Source organism: Pseudomonas sp. 50_B (genome assembly GCF_017491625.1).
GTDB lineage: Bacteria > Pseudomonadota > Gammaproteobacteria > Pseudomonadales > Pseudomonadaceae > Aquipseudomonas > Aquipseudomonas danubii.
This window is the reverse complement of sequence record NZ_JAFGYX010000013.1, coordinates 55,350-75,845: the sequence shown is the minus strand read 5'-3', so window position 1 is coordinate 75,845 and position 20,496 is coordinate 55,350. Positions and strand designations below refer to the sequence as shown.

At 64.4% G+C, this 20,496-nt stretch carries 19 protein-coding genes; 9 read left to right on the top strand and 10 right to left on the bottom strand.

The window, feature by feature from the left end; translation table 11 throughout:
* Nucleotides 1-10 precede the first annotated feature (10 nt).
* Nucleotides 11-802, bottom strand: coding sequence for a DUF2135 domain-containing protein (locus J5M73_RS19310; RefSeq protein ID WP_207166630.1), 792 nt, complete (start codon nucleotides 800-802; stop codon nucleotides 11-13).
* Nucleotides 803-1,396: 594 nt separating this feature from the next.
* On the opposite strand from J5M73_RS19310, the gene J5M73_RS19305 reads away from it, so the two are divergent.
* The 9 genes from J5M73_RS19305 (at nucleotide 1,397) to J5M73_RS19265 (ending at nucleotide 14,113) form a co-directional block, all read left to right on the top strand.
* The gene (locus tag J5M73_RS19305) at nucleotides 1,397-2,968 is read left to right on the top strand and encodes a BCCT family transporter (RefSeq protein ID WP_207816003.1); all 1,572 of its coding nucleotides are present in this window, start codon (nucleotides 1,397-1,399) and stop codon (nucleotides 2,966-2,968) included.
* Nucleotides 2,965-4,266: an OprD family outer membrane porin gene (locus J5M73_RS19300; RefSeq protein ID WP_207816002.1), complete on the top strand. Its 1,302-nt coding sequence runs from the start codon at nucleotides 2,965-2,967 to the stop codon at nucleotides 4,264-4,266. The genes J5M73_RS19305 and J5M73_RS19300 overlap by 4 nt, the downstream gene beginning before the upstream one ends.
* 49 nt (nucleotides 4,267-4,315) lie before the next feature.
* Entirely contained in the window at nucleotides 4,316-6,322 is a 2,007-nt protein-coding gene (locus J5M73_RS19295; RefSeq protein WP_207816001.1) for a CocE/NonD family hydrolase, read from the top strand.
* Nucleotides 6,323-6,399: 77 nt separating this feature from the next.
* Nucleotides 6,400-7,338, top strand: a complete 939-nt coding sequence (locus tag J5M73_RS19290) for a LysR substrate-binding domain-containing protein (RefSeq protein WP_207815993.1) — start codon at nucleotides 6,400-6,402, stop codon at nucleotides 7,336-7,338.
* 20 nt (nucleotides 7,339-7,358) lie between these two features.
* Entirely contained in the window at nucleotides 7,359-8,672 is a 1,314-nt protein-coding gene (locus J5M73_RS19285) for an MFS transporter (RefSeq protein ID WP_207815992.1), read from the top strand.
* A gap of 309 nt (nucleotides 8,673-8,981) precedes the next feature.
* Nucleotides 8,982-9,224 carry an exodeoxyribonuclease VII small subunit gene (locus J5M73_RS19280; protein WP_011063724.1) on the top strand — a complete coding sequence of 81 codons (243 nt, stop codon included), beginning with the start codon at nucleotides 8,982-8,984 and terminating at the stop codon, nucleotides 9,222-9,224.
* Complete coding sequence (locus J5M73_RS19275; RefSeq protein ID WP_102882371.1) at nucleotides 9,221-10,108, top strand: farnesyl diphosphate synthase; 888 nt, start codon at nucleotides 9,221-9,223, stop codon at nucleotides 10,106-10,108. The genes J5M73_RS19280 and J5M73_RS19275 overlap by 4 nt, the downstream gene beginning before the upstream one ends.
* A 112-nt stretch (nucleotides 10,109-10,220) precedes the next feature.
* A complete protein-coding gene (gene dxs / locus J5M73_RS19270) occupies nucleotides 10,221-12,119 on the top strand; it encodes a 1-deoxy-D-xylulose-5-phosphate synthase (RefSeq protein ID WP_207815990.1) in 1,899 nt (632 codons plus the stop codon).
* A 101-nt stretch (nucleotides 12,120-12,220) separates the two neighbouring features.
* Nucleotides 12,221-14,113, top strand: coding sequence for a TonB-dependent receptor (locus tag J5M73_RS19265; protein WP_207815988.1), 1,893 nt, complete (start codon nucleotides 12,221-12,223; stop codon nucleotides 14,111-14,113).
* A gap of 16 nt (nucleotides 14,114-14,129) precedes the next feature.
* Here the strand turns inward: J5M73_RS19265 and J5M73_RS19260 are convergent, their stop codons facing one another.
* The 9 genes from J5M73_RS19260 to ribBA all read right to left on the bottom strand — a co-directional run bounded on the left by J5M73_RS19260 (nucleotide 14,130) and on the right by ribBA (nucleotide 20,483).
* Nucleotides 14,130-14,927, bottom strand: coding sequence for a cobalamin-binding protein (locus J5M73_RS19260; RefSeq protein ID WP_207815987.1), 798 nt, complete (start codon nucleotides 14,925-14,927; stop codon nucleotides 14,130-14,132).
* Nucleotides 14,927-15,346 carry an MFS transporter gene (locus tag J5M73_RS19255; RefSeq protein WP_102865296.1) on the bottom strand — a complete coding sequence of 140 codons (420 nt, stop codon included), beginning with the start codon at nucleotides 15,344-15,346 and terminating at the stop codon, nucleotides 14,927-14,929. Before J5M73_RS19255 ends, J5M73_RS19260 begins: the two co-directional genes overlap by 1 nt.
* The gene (ribA, locus tag J5M73_RS19250; RefSeq protein WP_102865295.1) at nucleotides 15,343-15,960 is read right to left on the bottom strand and encodes a GTP cyclohydrolase II; all 618 of its coding nucleotides are present in this window, start codon (nucleotides 15,958-15,960) and stop codon (nucleotides 15,343-15,345) included. The genes J5M73_RS19255 and ribA overlap by 4 nt, the downstream gene beginning before the upstream one ends.
* Before the next feature lie 113 nt (nucleotides 15,961-16,073).
* Entirely contained in the window at nucleotides 16,074-16,832 is a 759-nt protein-coding gene (locus J5M73_RS19245) for a transporter substrate-binding domain-containing protein (protein ID WP_207815984.1), read from the bottom strand.
* Nucleotides 16,833-16,842: 10 nt separating this feature from the next.
* Nucleotides 16,843-17,346, bottom strand: a complete 504-nt coding sequence (locus J5M73_RS19240) for a phosphatidylglycerophosphatase A (RefSeq protein WP_102865293.1) — start codon at nucleotides 17,344-17,346, stop codon at nucleotides 16,843-16,845.
* A complete protein-coding gene (gene thiL / locus J5M73_RS19235; RefSeq protein WP_102865292.1) occupies nucleotides 17,343-18,308 on the bottom strand; it encodes a thiamine-phosphate kinase in 966 nt (321 codons plus the stop codon). The genes J5M73_RS19240 and thiL overlap by 4 nt, the downstream gene beginning before the upstream one ends.
* An 18-nt stretch (nucleotides 18,309-18,326) precedes the next feature.
* Complete coding sequence (nusB, locus tag J5M73_RS19230; protein ID WP_102865291.1) at nucleotides 18,327-18,827, bottom strand: transcription antitermination factor NusB; 501 nt, start codon at nucleotides 18,825-18,827, stop codon at nucleotides 18,327-18,329.
* The gene (ribE, locus tag J5M73_RS19225) at nucleotides 18,824-19,300 is read right to left on the bottom strand and encodes a 6,7-dimethyl-8-ribityllumazine synthase (RefSeq protein WP_003185938.1); all 477 of its coding nucleotides are present in this window, start codon (nucleotides 19,298-19,300) and stop codon (nucleotides 18,824-18,826) included. The genes nusB and ribE overlap by 4 nt, the downstream gene beginning before the upstream one ends.
* A 91-nt stretch (nucleotides 19,301-19,391) precedes the next feature.
* Entirely contained in the window at nucleotides 19,392-20,483 is a 1,092-nt protein-coding gene (gene ribBA / locus J5M73_RS19220) for a bifunctional 3,4-dihydroxy-2-butanone-4-phosphate synthase/GTP cyclohydrolase II (protein WP_102865290.1), read from the bottom strand.
* Nucleotides 20,484-20,496: the final 13 nt, after the last annotated feature.

Here is a 20,496-nt window from a genome sequence, read left to right as displayed (position 1 = left end):
TGCGGGATGTTCAATAGTTGAAAGACTTGACCAGCAACAGGTCGCCGATGGCCCGCATGGGCACGATAAAGGTCTCGCGTTTCTCATCGACGGTGTTTTCGTTAAGGATCAGGTTGATCTGCGAGGTGATCACCTCGTTCTGATTGCTGCCTTCGTCGAAGTTGTACCCGCCACCGCCGAAGTTGCCCCAGTAGTTGACGTAGATCAGATAGGTGCCCCGCAGCGGCGCGGTCATGGTGAACATTTCCGGGCCCGGCCCGTCGACGCCGTCCGGGTCCAGGCCGCCACCGTTGGTCAAACCGGGATGACCGAAGAACGCGTGCTGACCGTCGGGGGTGATGATGTGCATGTCCAGCTCGGCCTTGGGATCATCCCAGCCCAGCACCACGCGAATGCGTGGGGGCGTCTTGTTCTGATTGGCTTCGTAGAATTGCACGCGCTTGAGGGACTTGCCCTCGGAGCTGCGCACTTCGACGCTGTTGGAGCCGGCGCCAAATGCATAAGGGCGAGCGAAGCGGCCCTGTTCGTCGGTGTAGAGGTTCAGCGGATTGCCGTTGACCGACAGGCTATGGGGCTGGCGCAAGTGACCGATCGCCTTGAGCTGGCCCTCGATCAGAGTGCGGTTGCGTTGAATGCCACGGTCGATGGGTGGCGTCGGATAGGCCACCCGGTCCTGCTCGGTACGGTCCAGCAGTCCGGAATAGCGCCAGCCGGCCAGGGGTTCCTGAAGTTCGGCGGAAGGTTCGGCGAACGCCACCCCGGCCACCAGCAAGGTCAGCAGGAGGGAGGATAAAACGCGCATGTAATGCGTCCTGCCATGCATGGGAAAACCCTGGCGCCAGATCCTCGGCGCGGCTGCGAATATTCGGAAAGAGTGCCCGGCGACAAAGGGCGCTGGAAAGGCCGCAGATTAGCGACTTGGCGCCTGTTGCACAATTGGCGAAAAGGGATTTTGCAAGGCAATCGACACCCTGCTGAAGTACGGCCCGCAGGTGCCACTACGGCGACATTATCCGCGCCGAAAAAGGTGGCTATACGCCATTAATTGCACACCTCATCAGCCGACAAGAAAAACCCTTAGTTCAAGTACGAATCTGCCCCAGAGGCCCCCTCTCTCCAGCACTCGCAAGCGTCCGGCCGCCAACCACCGACGGCTGCCGATCGACCCTGCGGCAAGCGCTCTGCAATGCCTGCTACACCAATCGGCCCGGCCATCGCCCATGGCAGCCAGGGGCCATCGCGCATTCCCTCAGGGAATGACCCCATACCCATTAGTCGATTGCTACAGCGCACCACTCAACGCTTATCTAAGAACGCCGCAGCGTTGCACCGCGGCGCCCTGTGATTGCGGCCTCGCCTGGCCATAAAAAAGATAAGCAACGGGAGTGCCTCACTGATGAAGTATCCGTTAAGAGCCTGGGTCTTCTGGCCCACCTTTCTGATTCTGCTGGCAGCCGTGATCGCCAGCTACCTTGATCTGCAGGGTTTCCTGGCGGTGAGCAGGCAGCTCAACCGGATCATCCTCGACAACTTTTCCTGGCTGTTCAGCGCCGGCAGCTTCTTCCTCCTGGTACTGACCGCCATCGTCTACTTTTCGCCCCTGGGGCGGGTGCGCATCGGTGGCGAAGACGCCAAGCCCCTGCTGAGCAAGCCGCGCTGGTTCATGGTGGCCCTGTGCACCACCCTGGCGGTCGGCGTGCTGTTCTGGACCACCGCCGAGCCGCTCTATCACCTGTATGGCCCGCCCACGAGCCTGAACATCGAAGCCGGCAGCAGCGAAGCCAAGCACTTCGCCATGTCCAGCATGTTCCTGCACTGGACCCTGACGCCCTACGCCATCTATCTGGTGCCCTCACTGGTGTTCGCCCTGGTGTTCTACAACCTGCGCGGCCACTTCTCCATCGGCGCCATGCTGCAACCCCTGCTCGGCCAGGCATGGGTCAAGCGCCATGCCGGACTGATCGACACCCTGGCGATGTTCGCCCTGGTGGCGGGCATGGCCTCTTCCCTGGGCACCGGCGCCCTGACCCTGTCCGGCGGCCTGAGCCAGTACATCGGCGGAGAAACCACACCGCTGCGCCTGGGACTGATCATCGCGGTGATCGTCGCCACCTTCGTGTTCTCCGCCGCCAGCGGCTTGCAGAAGGGCATCGTCAAGTTCTCCACCTTCAACACCTGGATCATGCTGGCGCTGGGGCTTTTCGTTCTGGTCTGCGGGCCGACCCTGTACATCTTCAGCCTCGGCATCGAGTCCTTCGGCACCTACCTGCAGACCTTCTTCGGCCGCAGCCTGTTCACCGGCGCGGCCAGTGGCGATAACTGGCCCCAGAGCTGGACGGTGTTCTACTGGTCGGTGTGGTTCGCCTGGGCCCCGGTGAGTGCGATGTTCCTGGGCAAGATCGGCCGTGGCTATACCGTGCGCGAGTTCATCCACATCTCCATGCTCTACCCGGCGCTGTTCACCGCCCTGTGGATCTGCATCTTCTCCGGCAGCAGCCTGTACTTCGACGCCCAGGGTGATGGGGTACTCAACCGCGTGCTCAACGAGCAAGGGGTGGAGCACGTGCTGTACCAGGTGTTCCAGCAGTTGCCGGCGAGCGGCCTGATCATTGCCTTCCTGCTGTTCATTGCCTTCATTTCCTTCGTCACCGCTGCCGACTCCAGCACCGACGTCATCGGCAATCTGTGCAGTCGCGGGGTCACCGCCGACTCCGATCTGGACGGCAACCCGCTGCTCAAGGTGATCTGGGGCGCGATCATCGGCTGCGTGTCCTGGGTGATGGTGGCCTACGTCGGCATCGACGGGGTCAAGATGCTCTCCAACCTGGGCGGCCTGCCGGGCATGCTGATTGTCCTGCTCTCCAGCAGCGCGCTGATTATCTGGATGAAAAACCCGGCATTGCTGACACCGCCGCGGCCAGCACAAGAGCCCGGGGAAAGCCACTCGCCACGAGGGCCTATCCCATGAACGTCCGTCTCCTGATCCTGGGCGGCCTGGGCCTGACGCTGCTCTGCCCCGCGCTGGCCCACGCCAGTCAGGCGCAATCCCGGGGCTTTGTCGAAGACAGCCGAATCAACGTCCTGGTGCGCAACAACTACCGCAACAACGACCATCGTCAGTTGGACCTGGATGCCCGCGAGTGGGGCCAGGGCCTGCAGCTGGACTACGCCTCCGGCTACACCCAGGGCACCCTGGGCTGGGGCCTGGATGCCCATGCCTATTTCGCCACCCGACTCGACAGCGGTGGTGGCCGGGCGCGCACCATGATGCTGGTCAGCGACAGCGACGGCAGCAGCCGCCGAGAATCGGCTACCGCCGGGGCCGCGCTGAAAATGCGCCTGTCCAATACCGAGCTCAAGTACGGCGACCTGCGGCCACAGACCCCGGTGCTGGCCCTGGCCGACAACCGGCTGATGCCGGCGACCGCCACCGGCCTGGCCTTCAGCAGCCGCGAGGTGGAAGGCCTGTTGCTGGAGGGCGGGCACTTCACCGCCTCCCGGGACTTCAACCAGACCGGCCATCGGGGCGGCTTCCACGCCGGTTACGCCAGGGTCGAGGGCGGCGACGCCAGCTATCTGGGCGGCACCTACCAGTTGCATCCGCAGGTCGAACTGGGGCTCTACAGCTCGCGCTACCAGGACCTGTGGCGCCAGCACTACCTCAACCTCAACCTCGACCAGCCCCTGGACGCCGAGGAGCGGCGCAGCCTGAACCTGGACCTGCGACTCTACCGCTCCCTGGACGACGGCAAGGCCCTGGCCGGGGATATCGCGGTAACGGCCTGGTCGGCGGCGCTGGCCCTGAACCAGGGCCCGCACACCGTGACCCTGGCCCACCAACGCATCCATGGCCAGCAGCCCTTCGACTACCTGGCCCTGAGCGGCGGCGGCTTCCACGGCTCGATCTACCTGGCCAACGCCTCGTTGATCGCCGACTTCAACGGCCCCGGCGAGCGTTCCTGGAGCCTGGGCTACCGACTCGACCTGGAACACCTGGGCCTGCCCGGCCTGTCCTTCGGCACCCGCTACATCCGTGGCAGCCATGTCGACGGCCGGCGGATCCCCCAGGACAGCCCCTACCGCTACTACGCCGACAAGGAGCGCCAATGGGAGCGGGACATCGACCTGAGCTACCGGGTGCAGAGCGGCGTCGCCAAGGACCTGTCCCTGAGCCTGCGCCAGGGCACCTACCGCATCCACGGAACCTCGAACGGCGATATCGACCACATCCGCCTGGTCACCGAATACCCCTTCAGCCTGCTGTGATCCACCGCGCTCGGCCCGGTGCCGGCCCCTTTTTCGACTGGAGTAGCCCATGGACGTCATCCGCGACTTTCCCCATCCGATCCGCGAGATCGAGCACTGCCTGATCCCTCTGCGTGACGGCACCCAACTGGCCGCGCGTATCTGGCTGCCGGCCGACGCCGGCACCCGGCGTTACCCGGCAATTCTCGAATACCTGCCCTATCGCAAGCGCGACGGCACCGCCGTGCGCGATGCCCTGACCCACCCCTGGATGGCGGGCCAGGGTTACGCCTGCGTGCGCGTGGACATGCGCGGTAACGGCGAATCCCAGGGCTTGATGGCCGACGAGTACCTGCCGCAGGAACAACAGGACGCCCTGGAAGTGCTCGACTGGCTCTGCGCCCAACCCTGGTGCGACGGCAACCTGGGGATGATGGGCATCTCCTGGGGCGGCTTCAACGGCCTGCAAGTGGCAGCCCATCAACCCGCAGCGTTGAAAGCCATCATTACCCTGTGTTCCACCGACGACCGCTATGCCGACGACATTCATTACAAGGGTGGCAACCTGTTGATGGAAAACCAGGGCTGGGCCGCCACCATGCTCAACTTCAGCGCCGCCGTACCGGACCCGCTGCTGGTACCGGACTGGCAGGCGCAATGGCAGCAACGCCTGGACGCCATGCCGATGCTGGCCGAAACCTGGCTGCAGCATCAGACCCGTGACGACTACTGGCGCCAGGGCTCGGTGTGCGAGGACTACGCGGCGATCAAGGCCGCGGTGTACTGCATCGGCGGTTGGGGCGATGCCTACAAGAACAGCGTGCCGCGCCTGATGCAGCACCTGAATGGCCCGAAGAAAGCCCTGCTCGGCCCCTGGATTCACAAGTACCCGCACTTTGCCGTGCCCAACCCGGCCATTGGTTTTCTCCAGGAGGCCAAGCGCTGGTGGGACCACTGGCTCAAGGGCATCGACAACGGGGTGATGGACGAGCCCGCCTGCACCTTCTACCTGCAGGACGCCGTGCCGCCCAAGGCCAGCTACGCCGAACGCCCGGGCGTGTGGGTGCAGACCGCCGGCTGGCCCGATCCACAGATCCAGTGGCAGACCTTCAGCCTCAGCGACAACGGGCTCAGCGTGGGAGCGCAAGCGCTGAGCGCAAGTCGCAGCATTTGCTCGCCCCTGACCACCGGCCTGCATCAGGGCGAGTACTGCGCCATCTGGTTCGGACCGGACGGCCCCACCGACCAGCGCCGGGACGATGCTCATTCGCTGTGCTTCGACAGCCAGCCCTTGAGCGAGCCCCTGGCCTTGCTGGGTGATGTGCGCCTGGACCTGCGCCTGACCTCGGACCAGCCTTGCGGGCAGATCGTCGCCCGGCTCAATGCCGTGGCCCCGGACGGTCAGGTGGCGCAGATCACCTACGGCACCCTGAACCTGTCGCTGCGCGACGACTTCGCCGTGGCCAGCCCACCCGAGCCCGGCGCGCCCCTGCAGGTGCGCGTCAACCTCGACCATGTCGGTTATCGCCTGCCGGCCGGTTATCGCCTGCGCCTGGCGTTGAGCACCGCCAGCTTCCCGTTGCTGTGGCCGGCCCGGGAGCTGACCACCCTGACCCTGCTGCCCGAGGTGCAGAGCGTGCAGTTGCCGGTGTTCATCGGCGAAGCCGTGGCGTGTCCGTTCGAAGCCCCGCAAAGCGCCCCGCCGGCCAACCTGGAAATCATCCGCGCCGCCGCCCCCAAGCGCACCCTCAGCGAAGACGCGGCCAGCGGCGAAGTCTGCGTGCGTATCGATGACGATCTGGGCGCCATGCGCTTGCTCGATCACGGCCTGTGGGTCGACCAGCGCTGCACCGAGCAATACCGCACCCTGCCCTGGGACCCGCTGTCGACCCGGGCCGATATCCAATGGCATTACCGGGCCGGTCGCGGCACCTGGTCGGTGGAAGTGGACAGCACCCTGGGCCTGCACGCCGACGCGCAATGGTTCTACCTGCGCGCCACCCAGGTTGCGCGACTCGATGGCCGGCAGATCCATCAACGCCAGTGGCACAAACGGATCGCCCGATCCACGCTGTAAAGCGTGGCAGGATGCCCAATCTCCGAGACTCGGCGGGACGCAGGACACAGCGCCCGCCCCTGTAGACTGGTACCCGCATGTCGCATCGAAACGTCGATCTGCCCCCTCTCAACTGCCTGCAGCCTTTCGAGGCCGTGGCCCGTCATTTGAGCTTTACCCGGGCCGCCCAGGAACTGAACCTGACCCAGAGCGCGGTCAGCCGCCAGATCAAGCGGCTGGAGGAAAACCTCGCCCGGCCGCTGTTCCACCGCCACAACCTGGGCATCAGCCTGACCCCGGCGGGCGAGCGCTACTTTCGCACCATCCAGCGCCTGCTGCGCGAGCTGGACCGCGAGTCGGCGGAACTGCGCCGCCGCGGCGCCGAGCGCCAACTGACCCTGGCCAGCACCCCGACCATCAGCTCGATCTGGCTGGCGCGCCTGCTGCCGGCGTTCCAGAGCCTGTATCCGGAGCTGGACATCCGCATCCTCTGCAGTGAAAGCCCCCAGCACCTGGATGTCAGCGAGTACGACCTGGGACTGTTCTATCACCTGGACGAGTTGCCGGCGCCCCTGGGCCTGGAGCTGACCCCGGTCTTTGCCGGGGAGCAGGTGATCTGCGTCTGCAGCCCGGACTACCTGAGCCGCAAGGGGCCGATTCGCGATGCGCAACACCTGCTGCAGGAACACCGGCTGCTGATTGTCGAAGACCACTATCACGACTGGCTGACCTGGTCCGACTGGTTCAGCGCCGTGGGCGCGACCTATCACTCCCCGCAACACGCCCTGCGCACCAACAGCTACCAGTTGCTGATGCAGTCGGCAGTGATGGGCCAGGGCGTGGCCCTGGGCTGGGAAAGCCTGCTGCAGGACGAACTCGCCGCCGGACGCCTGCAACGCGCACTGCCGCAGCGCATGCCCAGCCGCGGGCGCCTGAACCTGATGCAACCGCACCACCGCAATCCACCATCCGCCGTACGCCGCTTTCGCCAATGGCTGCTGGAACACACCCACCTTGCCCACGACGCCGGCCCTTGATCGCCCCGACCTGACGACTCATGAACCTGAACCTGCTGACATTCCCCGCGCTCTACTGCGCCACCCTCCTGATGCTTGCCGGCAACGGGCTGTTCTTCAGCTTTATCGGCCTGCGCCTGACCAGCGACGGGGTCGGCGAACTGTGGATCGGTGGCCTGACCGCCGCCTATTACGCCGGCATGGTCTGCGGCGCCAAGTTCGGCCATCGGATGATTGCCGCCGTGGGCCATATCCGCTCTTACGTCGCCTGCGCGGGTGCCGCGACCATGATCGTGCTCCTGCACCTGCTGTTCGAAGATCTGTGGTTGTGGCTGGTGCTGCGCTTCATCACCGGCCTGGTGATGATGAACCAGTACATGGTGATCGAAAGCTGGCTCAACGAGCAGGCGGGCAACCAGCAGCGCGGCGCGGTGTTCGCCGGCTACATGGTGGCGGTCTCCCTGGGCTTGATGCTGGGTCAGAGCGTGCTGATCTGGCGTCCCGAGCTGGACTTCAAGCCTCTGCTGATCGTCGCCCTGTGTTTCGCCGCGTGCCTGATACCCGTCGCCCTGACCCGACGCCTGCACCCGGCCAAACTGGTGACAGCACCCCTGCAGATCGGCTTTTTCTGGCGCCGGGTGCCGCAAGCCCTGAGCACGGTGTTCATCACCGGACTGCTGGTCGGTTCGTTCTATGCCCTGGCACCAGTGTTCATCACCTTGAGCGGCCTGGACACGGCCCAGGCCGGCACTTTCGTCGCCGTGGCGATCCTGGCCGGGCTGTGCGCCCAGTGGCCGCTCGGCTGGCTTTCGGATCGCCTCGACCGCGCGCGACTGATCCGCGCCTGCGCGCTGCTCCTGTGCCTGGTGACTGTGCCTTTGTGGGGGCTGTTCGGCCTGTCGTTTACCTTCTTGCTGCTGTTCGCCTGCCTCAGCGGCCTGCTGTTGTTCAGCCTCTACCCGCTGGCGGTCGCCCTGGCCAACGACCACATTGAGCAACCCCAACGCGTGGCCCTGAGCGCCATGCTCCTGGCCACCCACGGCGTCGGCGCCTGCCTGGGGCCGCTGCTCAGCGGCGCACTGATGAACCTCTATGGCCACAACGCCTTATACATGGTGTTTTCGCTGTTCGCCCTGCTGCTGGCCTGGCGGGTACAACCGAGCAAGGTCAGCGGGGAGTTCCGGGTCGACGACGCGCCGTTGCAGCACGTGGCCATGCCCGAGCATCCGCCAAGCGTGCAGGCCTCGACCCTTGATCCACGCATCGAGGCTGTGCCCGGGGAGTGGCTGATCCAGGCACCACCGCCCGGTGAACCAGGGCGCAGCACGCTCAAGACCGACGCTGCATCCGCCTGATTCAGGCAGGGTGCAACTGGACGCTGAGCCGAATAGCGCATTTATTCGGCTCATCCCCGAAGAGCCCGCCCATGGACCACCCACGCTGGATCTGGCAACAGCACGGCGCCTGGCCTGGAACTCCCTCTGGAAAGCCGCACCAGTCCACGCAGCGAAGACCTGCCGGAGCGTCTCGGCACCCCTGGAAAAACCCCGTGAAACGCTCAAGCCAGGGCCAGTGAAACGCGTGCCAGCGAGCGCTTCTCATTTGCCCGAAACCCCGGTGTCTGCTAGTGTCGCGCCGGTTTAACGTCAACCGGGATAGCCGCCATGGCCCGCAAAAAAGCTGCCTTAGATTTCGAACAATCCCTCGCCGACCTGCAAACCCTGGTCGAGCGTCTGGAGAACGGCGAGCTGTCGCTGGAAGACTCATTGACCGCCTTTGAACAAGGCATCGGCCTGACCCGTGATTGCCAGGCCGCCCTGGCCCAGGCCGAGCAGAAGGTGCAGATCCTGCTGGAGCGCGACGGCGAACTGGCCGAACAACCTTTCGACGCGGAACAGCCAGAATGATTGCCGCTTATCAGGCCACCAGCCAGGCCCGCGTCGACGCTGCAATGCACACCCTGTTCACCGCGCCAAGCCCCGAACTTGCCCGTCTTTATGAAGCCATGCGCTACAGCGTGATGAATGGCGGCAAGCGTGTACGCCCGCTGCTGGCCTACGCCGCCTGCGAGGCCCTGGGCGGCCGGCCCGAGCAAGCCAACGGCGCGGCCTGCGCGGTAGAACTGATTCATGCTTACTCCCTGGTCCACGACGACCTGCCGGCCATGGACGATGACGACTTGCGGCGCGGCCAGCCCACCACCCACAAGGCGTTCGACGAAGCCTGCGCGATCCTCGCCGGCGACGGCCTGCAGAGCCTGGCCTTCAGCGCCCTGCTGGACCCGGGCCTGAGCGACGCCAGCGCCGAGATCCGCCTGCGCATGGTCACCACCCTGGCCCAGGCCGCAGGCCCGGCGGGCATGGTGGGCGGCCAGGCCATCGACCTGGGCTCGGTGGGGCTCAAGCTCGATCAGAAAGCCCTGGAGTACATGCACCGGCACAAGACCGGCGCGCTGATTGAAGCCAGCGTGATTCTCGGGGCCCTGGCCAGCGGCCGGGCCGAGAAAGACGAACTCAAGGCCCTGCAGACCTACGCTCAGGCAGTCGGCCTGGCATTCCAGGTGCAGGACGACATCCTCGACGTCGAAAGCGATACCGCCACCCTGGGCAAGCGCCAGGGTGCCGACATCGCTCGGGACAAACCGACCTACCCGGCGCTGCTGGGCCTGGCCGCAGCCAAGGAATACGCCCTGGAATTGCGGGACCAGGCGCTGCATGCGCTGCGTCCGTTTGACGCAGCGGCCGAGCCCTTGCGCGAGCTGGCGCGGTATATCGTCGAGCGCCGCAGCTGATCGACTCCCGATAGCCGGACCGCATATCGGCCAAGTTCGGCGCTCCGCGTGGGCAGCTTGCGATGCATAAGGTAAACTGCCGCCTCTTTCTATACCTATAACGATTCGCCTGATGCCCACGACGTTTCATGAGATTCCCCGCAAACGCCCTACCACGCCGCTGCTCGACCGTGCCCAGACGCCGGACGGCCTGCGTCGGTTAGGTGAAGCCGAGCTGGAAACCCTGGCCGATGAGTTGCGCCTGGAATTGCTCTACACGGTCGGCCAGACCGGCGGGCATTTCGGTGCCGGCCTCGGGGTCATCGAGCTGACCATTGCGTTGCATTACGTGTTCGACACCCCGGACGACCGGCTGGTGTGGGACGTGGGTCACCAAGCGTATCCGCACAAGATCCTCACCGGTCGTCGCGAACAGATGGCCAGCCTGCGCCAGAAAGACGGCCTGGCGGCCTTCCCGCGGCGCTCCGAGAGCGAGTACGACACCTTTGGCGTCGGCCACTCCAGCACCTCCATCAGCGCCGCCCTGGGCATGGCCATCGCCGCCCGCCTGCAGCACAGCGAGCGCAAGGCCATCGCGGTGATCGGCGACGGCGCCCTGACCGCGGGCATGGCCTTCGAGGCGCTGAACCACGCGCCGGAAGTGGACGCCAACATGCTGGTGATCCTCAACGACAACGACATGTCGATCTCGCGCAATGTCGGCGGGCTGTCCAACTACCTGGCCAAGATCCTCTCCAGCCGCACCTACGCCAGCATGCGCGAAGGCAGCAAGAAAGTGCTGTCGCGCCTGCCCGGTGCCTGGGAAATCGCCCGCCGCACCGAAGAATACGCCAAGGGCATGCTGGTCCCCGGCACCCTGTTCGAAGAGCTGGGCTGGAACTACATCGGCCCCATCGACGGCCACGACCTGCCGACCCTGATCGCCACCCTGCGCAACATGCGTGACCTCAAGGGCCCGCAGTTCCTGCACGTGGTGACCAAGAAGGGCAAGGGCTTCGCCCCGGCGGAAGTCGACCCGATCGGCTACCACGCCATCACCAAGCTGGAACCCCTGGATGCTCCGGCGGCCGCACCGAAAAAGGCTGGCGGTCCGAAGTATTCCGGCGTCTTCGGCGAGTGGCTGTGCGACATGGCTGCCGCCGATCCGCGCCTGGTGGGCATCACCCCGGCGATGAAGGAAGGTTCGGACCTGGTGGCCTTCAGCGAGCGTTTCCCGCTGCGCTATTTCGACGTGGCAATTGCCGAGCAGCACGCAGTGACCCTGGCAGCCGGCATGGCCTGCGAAGGCGCCAAGCCGGTGGTGGCGATCTACTCCACCTTCCTGCAGCGCGGCTATGACCAACTGATCCACGACGTGGCGGTACAGAACCTCGATGTGCTGTTCGCCATCGACCGCGCCGGCCTGGTGGGCGAAGACGGCCCGACCCACGCCGGCAGCTTCGACCTGTCCTACCTGCGTTGCATCCCCGGCATGCTGGTGATGACCCCGAGCGACGAGAACGAGTTGCGCAAGATGCTCAGCACCGGGCACCTGTACAACGGCCCCGCCGCCGTGCGCTACCCGCGCGGCACCGGCCCCAACGCGCCGATCGACAAGGACCTGGAACCGATCGAGATCGGCAAGGGCGTGATCCGCCGTCAAGGCAAGCAAGTGGCCCTGCTGGTATTCGGCGTGCAACTGGCCGAAGCCCTGCAAGTGGCCGAAAAGCTCGACGCCACCGTGGTCGACATGCGTTTCGTCAAACCCCTGGATGAAGCCCTGGTCCGCGAGATCGCCGGTAGCCACGAACTGCTGGTGACCATCGAGGAAAACGCCATCATGGGCGGCGCCGGTGGCGCGGTCAGCGAGTTTTTGGCCCGCGAAAGCATCCTCAAGCCGATCCTGCACCTGGGCTTGCCCGACGCCTACGTCGAGCACGCCAAACCGGCGCAGATGCTTGCCGAATGCGGCCTCGACGAAGCTGGCATCGAAGCTTCGGTGCGCCAGCGCCTGGAACTGCTGGGCCTGTAACCGCCACACTCGAATGCACACGCCCGCCACGCGGGCGTGTGCTGCAAGACCCGACCTTTCGCTGTACGCGGTCAAGGCCGCAGTGCGCTAATGGAATAGCCATGCAACTTGCTCGATTTGCCCTGCCCCTTTGCCTCCTGCCTTGCACTGAACTCCTGGCCGAGAGTCTCGGGCGCGATCAGGCATTGAAACTGTCCGAGACACTGATCAGCACCAACCGCCAGGTACAGGCGCGCAACGACAGCAGCGCGGCGAACACGGTATTCACCCGGGAAGATATCGACCGCCTGCAACCCACCAGCCTGACCGACCTGCTGCAACGGGTGCCCGGGGTCCAGGTTGCCCAGAGCGGCGGACGCGGCAACCTGCCGAACATTTTCATTCGCGGCACCAACTCGGCCCAGAGCCTGGTGCTGGTGGATGGCCAGCGCATCAGCAGTTCATCCTCCGGCGACAGCAATCTGCAATTCATCAGCGTCGAGCAGATCGAGCGAGTGGAAGTGCTGCGCGGCTCGCGCTCGGTGATCTACGGCAGCGACGCCATTGGCGGGGTGATCCAGATCTTCACCCGGCGCGGCGCCGAGTCGGGACTGCATGGGCGCATGCGCGTCGCCGCTGGCAGCAACCAGACCTGGGAGCGCAGCCTGGGCCTTTCCGGCGGCGACGCCCAGACCCGCTTCAGCCTCGGCGCCAACCTGGATGAAAGTGCCGGAATCGACTGGACCCACGCCTCCTACCCCAGCGATGCGGATCACGATGGCTACCGCAACCAATCCCTCAGCTTCACCCTCAGCCATGCCCTCAGCGACGACCTGGAAGTGGGCTTCAACCTGCTGGATAACCGAGGCCGCAGCCGTTATGACAACCCGTTCGGCCCGGAGCAGGATCTTTACACCGACTTCACCGTCAGCAGCGTCAGCGGCTTTATCGATGCAATGGTTAATGATCACTGGCAGTCTCGACTGGAACTGGGCCACAGCGAGAACCGCGACCTCAAGAGCGATAAGCTCAGCGACCAAAACAGCGTGTTTAACACCTACCGCGACTCGCTCGCCTGGCAAAACGATCTGCGCCTGAATGCGCAGCACAGCCTGATCCTTGGCGCCGACTGGTATGAGGACCGACTCAATACCGGGCCGGCCTTTTTCATCGGTAGCACCCCGCTGTACTTCGCCGAAGACAGCCGCTGGAATCGTGGAGCCTTTATCCAGCATCGGTTTCAAGGCGAGAGCTTTTCCACCGAACTGGGCCTGCGCCGTGACCAGAACCAGCAGTACGGCAGCCAGAACACCTGGAGCGGCACCCTGACCCTGCCACTGAATCCGGACAACGACCTGCTGCTGTCCTACAGCGAAGGCTTCCGTGCGCCGAACTTCAGCGACCTGTATTACCCAGGCTTCAGCAACCCGGACCTCAAGCCGGAGCACTCCAGGAGCTACGAACTGCAATGGCGCAGCCAACTGACGCCAAGCAGCCGCCTGGAAACATCGGTGTACCGTACCGACATCAGGGACGCGATCATCTTCGACTTCGGCGCGCAGCGCCCGGAGAACATCGGCTCGGCGAGGATCAATGGCCTGGAAACGGCCCTGAAGCAGGAGTGGTTCGGCTGGCAGAGCAGCCTTGGCGCCGCCATCATCGACCCACGCAACCGTCAGAGCGGAGAGCAACTGCCACGCCGAGCCAGGCGCACCCTGAACCTGGATCTGGACCGGCAGTTCGAGCAGTTGGGCCTGGGCGCCAGTTGGCAGTTGGTAAGCGATAGCCGTGAAGATCAAGCTCCGCAGAAGCAGGCGCGACTCGGCGGCTATGGGCTGGTTGGATTGCGCAGCAGCTGGACCGTCAATCGCGAGATCAAACTGGACCTGAAGCTCGACAATTTTTTCGACAAGTCCTACTCCCGAGCGCTCTACAGCTACCAAGGCGGCGACTATGGCTACCGCACCGAAGGCCGCACCTGGATGCTCGGCGTGACCTGGACGCCCGAGCTGTAAGATCCGCCGAAGGGGCTCAGCGCTCAGGCGCGATCAAGGCACAGAGCTTGGCCGTCGCCGCGATCATCTGCCCACTGGGTCGCTCCAGCCCCTTGTCCCTCACCAGCAACAGCCGCCCCTGCTGCACCGCCGCGATCTGCGGCCAGGCCTTCCAGGCATCCAACTGCCCCTGGGCGGTGGCCAGGATCGCCTGCGGATTACGCTGCAACACCGATTCGATGCTGACCTGGGGCGCCGGCAACGACTGGTCGGCAAACACATTGCGGGCGCCACAGACGCTCAGGGCTTCGCTGATGATCTGGCCACCGCCCACGGTATACAGCGGCCGGTCCCAGACCTGGTAGAACACCGGCAATGCCGGTTCGCGGTGATAGCGGGCACGCAAACCGGCCAGTTGCCCGTCCAACTCGGCGGCCAGTTTACGAGCGGCCGCCGAGCGCCCCAGACGCTCGCCGATTTCGGTGATCTGCGCCGTCAGTTGCTTGAAGTCATGAGGCTCGGCGACATAAGTGGGGATCCCCAGGCGCGCCAGCTGATCGCGCTGGACCGGGCCGACGCTGCCCGGCCAGAGCAAAAGCAAATCCGGTCGAAGGCTCAGCAGACGCTCGATATCCAACTGGCCGTAACGCCCTACCGAAGGCAGGTCCTTGAGCGGTGCCGGCCGCTCACCGGCATCCAGCACGCCCACCAGCAAGTCGGAAGCCCCCAGCTCGACGACGATTTCCGAGAGTGACGGCGCCAGGCTGACCACCCGCTGCGCCGCCAGTGCCGGTGTGCCGACCAGCAGGCACAGGACCGCCAGCCAGCGCCACATCAGCCGAGCTGACGAGGAATACGGTAGAGGTAGAACAGCACTGCGGTGGACAGGGCCAGGAGCATCAGCGGCACCGCTTCCAGGCCGACGAACACCGCCAGGGCACCGATCCAGGCTGGCAAGGATGCCGCCAGGAAGGCGGCACGACGACGGGCCGCCAGGGTGATCCAGGCGGCAGGTTCCTCAGGGGTATCCAGGGCCTTGCCAGCGGCGATCAAGGCATGTTTGTAGCCGTTGAAAAAACGCAGGCTGACGAACATCGAGGCCGTACCGGCGATAAAGAATGGCATCGCCAGCACTGGCATCAAGGCCTCGCCCTGACCAAACACCAGGTTGATCACAAACAGCGGCAGCAAGGCCAGGGCCAGGTATTGCCACCAGCTAACGGTCAGACGCCGTTTGACTTGACCCCGAGTCACGCGCGGTCGACCTCGCCCTGGTGCTCGTTGCCCATCATGTGGTCGAGCTTGCTGGCCTTGGTCGCCAGGTACAGCTTGTTGTGGGGGTTGTGCCCGGTGTGCAGCGGCACCCGCTCGGCAACCTGGATGCCCATCTCGGTCAACGCCTTGACCTTGCGCGGGTTGTTGGTCATCAGGCGTAGGGACTTGACCCCCAGATGCTCGAGCATCGGCAGGCACATGCCGTAGTCACGCTGATCCGCGGCAAAGCCCAGGCGCTCGTTGGCTTCCACGGTATCGGCGCCACCATCTTGCAGCTCATAGGCACGGATCTTGTTCAGCAGGCCAATACCGCGACCTTCCTGACGCAGGTACAGCAGCACCCCGCGACCTTCCCGGGCGATGGCCCGCAGGGCGGCTTCCAGCTGCGAGCCGCAATCGCAACGCTGGCTGAACAGGGCGTCGCCGGTCAGGCATTCGGAGTGCAGGCGACCGAGAACCGGCGCGCCATCGGCGATGTCCCCCAGGCTGAGCACCACGTGCTCGCGACCGGTGGCTTCATCGAGAAAACCATGCATGGTGAATTGCGCAAAAGGCGTAGGCAGCTTGGAAGCGGCAACAAAAACGACGGGCACTGTTGTGCTCCTGATCTGTATGAGGACTGGAGATTCGCAGAGGCGGCATTGTAACAGCAGCCTCCACTGCACGCTTAGGCTGAATTATCGGAGATAAAGATCGATAAGTTTGATCAACGGACCGCCGGACGCGGACTCCCATCAAAGGGATAAGGCTGCTTCCAACGCTCGAAGATTGGCCGTAATTGCCCTGTACTCACCAACTGCGCCATGCGCTGGTCATACAGCTCGCGCATTTCCCGGCCCCGGGGATTACTGGCAAACCCCAGGTACAGCGGCAGCTCGGCCAAATGGGTGCGCTTGAACTGGCTCGGGTCCTGAGCCTGGCTCAGCACATAATCGATCTCGGTCTGGGCATCGATATAGTAGTCGGCGCGACTGTAGAGCAGCATCGGCAGGATACCGACACGCCGCCGGATCTCGTTGTAGCGGCGAACATTGGGCAGGTAGTCCTGGTACTTGTAGCCACGCACCCAGACCAGCCGGTAACTGCCGAGCGTCGCCAGGCTCAGTTCCGGACTGCTCGCCAGGCCCAGGGCGTAGATGTGGTCCGTGTCGTAGTTCCAGTGCGGGTACAGCACGCCCGGCGATTCGTCGCGATAAGCCCCAACCTGTGCATCCACTTCGCCGCGCTGCACCAACCCGACCGAACGGGTATAAGGCACGCTGCAACGCTCGATGGTGATTCCCACGGGCTCGAAGACTTCGCGCAGGATGGCCCAGGCCAACCCATCGCCGTCGGCCTCGGTGTATTCGCTCCAGACCTCACTGGCGATGCGAATCTGCCCGGATGGCGCCTGCAGCTCGCCGGCCCGGACGCTGCAACAGCTCCAGGCAACCAGCAACACCAGCAGCACGCGGCAGACATCCATGCCTAATTCCTCAGTTGAAGCACCACACCAGCCCTTGCATCGCCAACCAGGCAAACACGCCAGCCAGCACATCATCGAGCATGATGCCGACACCGCCATGCACATGCCGGTCGACCCAGCGAATCGGCCACGGCTTGAGAATGTCGAAGAAACGGAACATTAAAAACCCCGCCAACAGCCAGTACCAGCCCTCGGGCACCAGCCACAGGGTGATCCACATACCGACCATTTCGTCCCAGACGATACCTTCGTGGTCATGCACCCGCAGATCGTCGGCGACCTTGCCGCACAGCCAGAAGCCGAACAGCATGGTGACGCCGAGCATCAGCCAGTAGCCCCAGTCCGGCAACATCTGCCACAGCGGGATAAAGGGTAGTGCAACCAGCGAGCCCCAGGTGCCTGGCGCCTTGGGCAAGGTGCCGGAACCAAAACCGAACGCCAGGAAATGCCAGGGATTACGCCAGACCGACGGCGGTACGAACTCCGCCGGAACCTGTTTGGGATGATCTGTCACGGTGTCTCCGCAAAGTGTTGATAACCCCGGGTGCCGGGGGTGATGTCCTGGCCGCCGGCGTCCAGCAGGGTCACACCCTGCCCGGCCACCACTTGCCCCACCACCTGCACCGGCCAACCAGCCGCCAACAGCGGCGCCAGCTCGGCAGGCGGCAAGGTAAAGGCCAGGACATAGTCATCGCCGCCACTCAAGGCCGCAGCGCGGGCACCCTGTTCTCCAAGAAAGCTCAACAATGCTGGCGACAGTGGCAGTTTCTCCACCTCCACCTGCAAGGCGACCTTCGAAGCGGCCGCGATATGCCCGCAATCGGCCAGCAGGCCATCGGAGATATCCAGGGCCGAGGTGGCCTTGCCCCGCAGTGCCTGGCCCAGGGCCAATTGCGGTTGCGGTGACCAGTAGTGAGCCAGCAAGGGGGCGGCGATGCTTGCATCAGCGCTGCGCTGGCCCAGGACCAGCGGCAGGGCTCCGGCGGCATTGCCCAGCTCACCGCCGACGCAGAGCAAATCACCCACACGGGCACCACTGCGGGTCAGGGCAAGGCCTGCGGGCACTCGCCCGAAGACGGTCAGGGTCAAGGTCAGCGAGCCACGAGTGGTGTCGCCACCGATCAGGCGCACATCGCAACTCTGGGCCATGGCGTTCAGGCCACGGGCATAGGCCTGCAGCCAATCGGCGCTTACCGTCGGCAGGGTCAGGGCAAGGGTAAAGGCCAGCGGGGTGGCGCCCATGGCAGCCAGATCGCTGACAGCCACCGCCAGGGAGCGTTGGCCTAAAAGATAGGGGTCGCAGGGATCGGCGAAATGCACACCGGCCACCAGGGTGTCGGTGGAAATCGCCAACTGCTCGCCCGAAGCAACCGCCAGCAAGGCGCAGTCGTCACCAATCCCCAGGGCAACACCCTCGCCGCCTTGCGCACAAGGCGCGGCAGCGAAGAAGTTACGGATCAGCTCAAACTCGCCCATGGCAGCTGCAAGCGCGGTTCAGCGCTTGAACGCCTTCACTTCAGCTTCACGCAGGCGTGGGGCCAGCTTGTCGAGAACACCGTTGACGAACTTGTGGCCGTCGGTGGAACCGAAAACCTTGGCCAGTTCGATACCTTCGTTGATCACAACGCGGTACGGCACGTCGACGCGCTTGAGCAGTTCCCAGGTGGACAGCCGCAGGACCGCCAGTTCAACCGGGTCCAGCTCATCGATGGCCAGGTCCAGGCAAGGCACGAGCGCGTTGTCGATCTCGTTCTTGTTGGCCGGAACTCCGTGCAGGATCTCCCGGAAGTAGGCGCCGTCGATGTCAGTGAAATCGTTGTCGACCCGAAACTGCGCTTCGATCTCGTTCAGCGAATGCTTGGCCATGTGCCATTGGTACAGCGCCTGGGTCGCGAGCTGACGGGCTTCGCGACGCTTGGCGCTCTTGGATGGCTTGCCGGCGTTGGCAGGCTTGGGATCGCGCGGGTTGAAACGATCGCTATCGTCGCTAATCACTTGGCCTCCAACTGCGCCAGCAGGCTGACCATTTCCAGGGCGGACAAGGCAGCTTCGGCCCCTTTGTTGCCGGCCTTGGTGCCGGAACGTTCGATGGCTTGTTCGATCGAATCAACGGTCAGCACGCCGAAGGCCACTGGCACGCCGAACTCCATGGACACCTGGGCCAGGCCCTTGGTGCATTCGCCGGCTACGTATTCGAAGTGCGGAGTACCGCCACGAATGACCGCGCCCAGGGCGATGATCGCCGCGTATTCACCCTTCTGTGCGACTTTCTGCGCGACCAACGGAATTTCGAAGGCGCCAGGGGCACGGATGATGGTGATGTCGCTTTCGCTCACGCCATGGCGAACCAGGGCGTCAACCGCGCCGCTGACCAGGCTTTCGACGACGAAGCTGTTGAAACGGCCGACCACCAGGGCATAGCGGCCTTTAGGGGCGATGAAGGTACCTTCGATGGTCTTCAGGGTCATTCGACAAATCTCTTAAAGAGCCAGAGCGTGTCTAGCACACGCTCTTCAGTGATATTTGAACCGCGAATTTCAAGCCGGAAACGACCGGCTTTTATTCGGAGGGCACGTATTCTACAACTTCCAGGTCGAAACCGGATATCGCATTAAACTTCATCGGCGCACTCATCAGGCGCATTTTGCGGACGCCCAGATCGCGAAGGATCTGCGAACCGGCACCGACGATGCTGTAGGTGGTGGGTTTCTTCACCGGCTGGTGTTCCGCGGTTTCACGGATGTGCGCCAGCAGTACATCGCCATCCAGCGGGTGACCCAACAACAGCACCACGCCACTGCCGGCCTCGGCCACTTTGACCATGGCCGCGCGCAGGCTCCAGCGGCCCGGCTGCTTGACCATCAGCAAGTCGCGCAGCGGGTCCATGTTATGCACGCGCACCAGGGTCGGCTCTTCAGCACAGATATCGCCCAGGGTCAGGGCCATGTGCACGTCGCCTTCCACCGAATCACGATAGGTCACCAGATTGAACTGGCCCAGTTCGCTGTCCAGGGGCTGCTCGGCAATCCGCTGAACGGTACGTTCGTGGATCATCCGGTAGTGAATCAGGTCGGCGATGGTGCCGATCTTGATGTTGTGTTCAGCGGCGAAGGCTTCCAGTTCGGTACGACGGGACATGGTGCCGTCGTCGTTCATCACTTCGCAGATCACCCCGCTTGGCTCGAAACCGGCCATGCGCGCCAGGTCGCAGGCGGCTTCGGTGTGGCCGGCACGGGCCAGGGTACCGCCGGGTTGGGCCATCAGCGGGAAGATGTGACCCGGGCTGACGATGTCCTCGGGCTTGGCGTCCTTGGCCGCTGCCGCTTGTACGGTACGCGCACGGTCAGCGGCCGAGATGCCGGTGGTCACGCCTTCGGTGGCCTCGATGGAGACGGTGAACTTGGTGCCGAAGCCGGAACCGTTGCGCGGCGCCATCAGCGGCAGCTTGAGCAGCTCGCAGCGCTCGCGGCTCATGGGCATGCAGATCAGGCCACGGGCGTGCTTGGCCATGAAGTTGATGTGCTCGGCCTTGCAGCACTCGGCGGCCATGATCAGGTCGCCTTCGTTCTCGCGGTCTTCGTCATCCATGAGGATGACCATCTTGCCTTGGCGGATGTCTTCAACCAGTTCTTCGATGCTGTTGAGCGCCACGCGGCACCCCCTT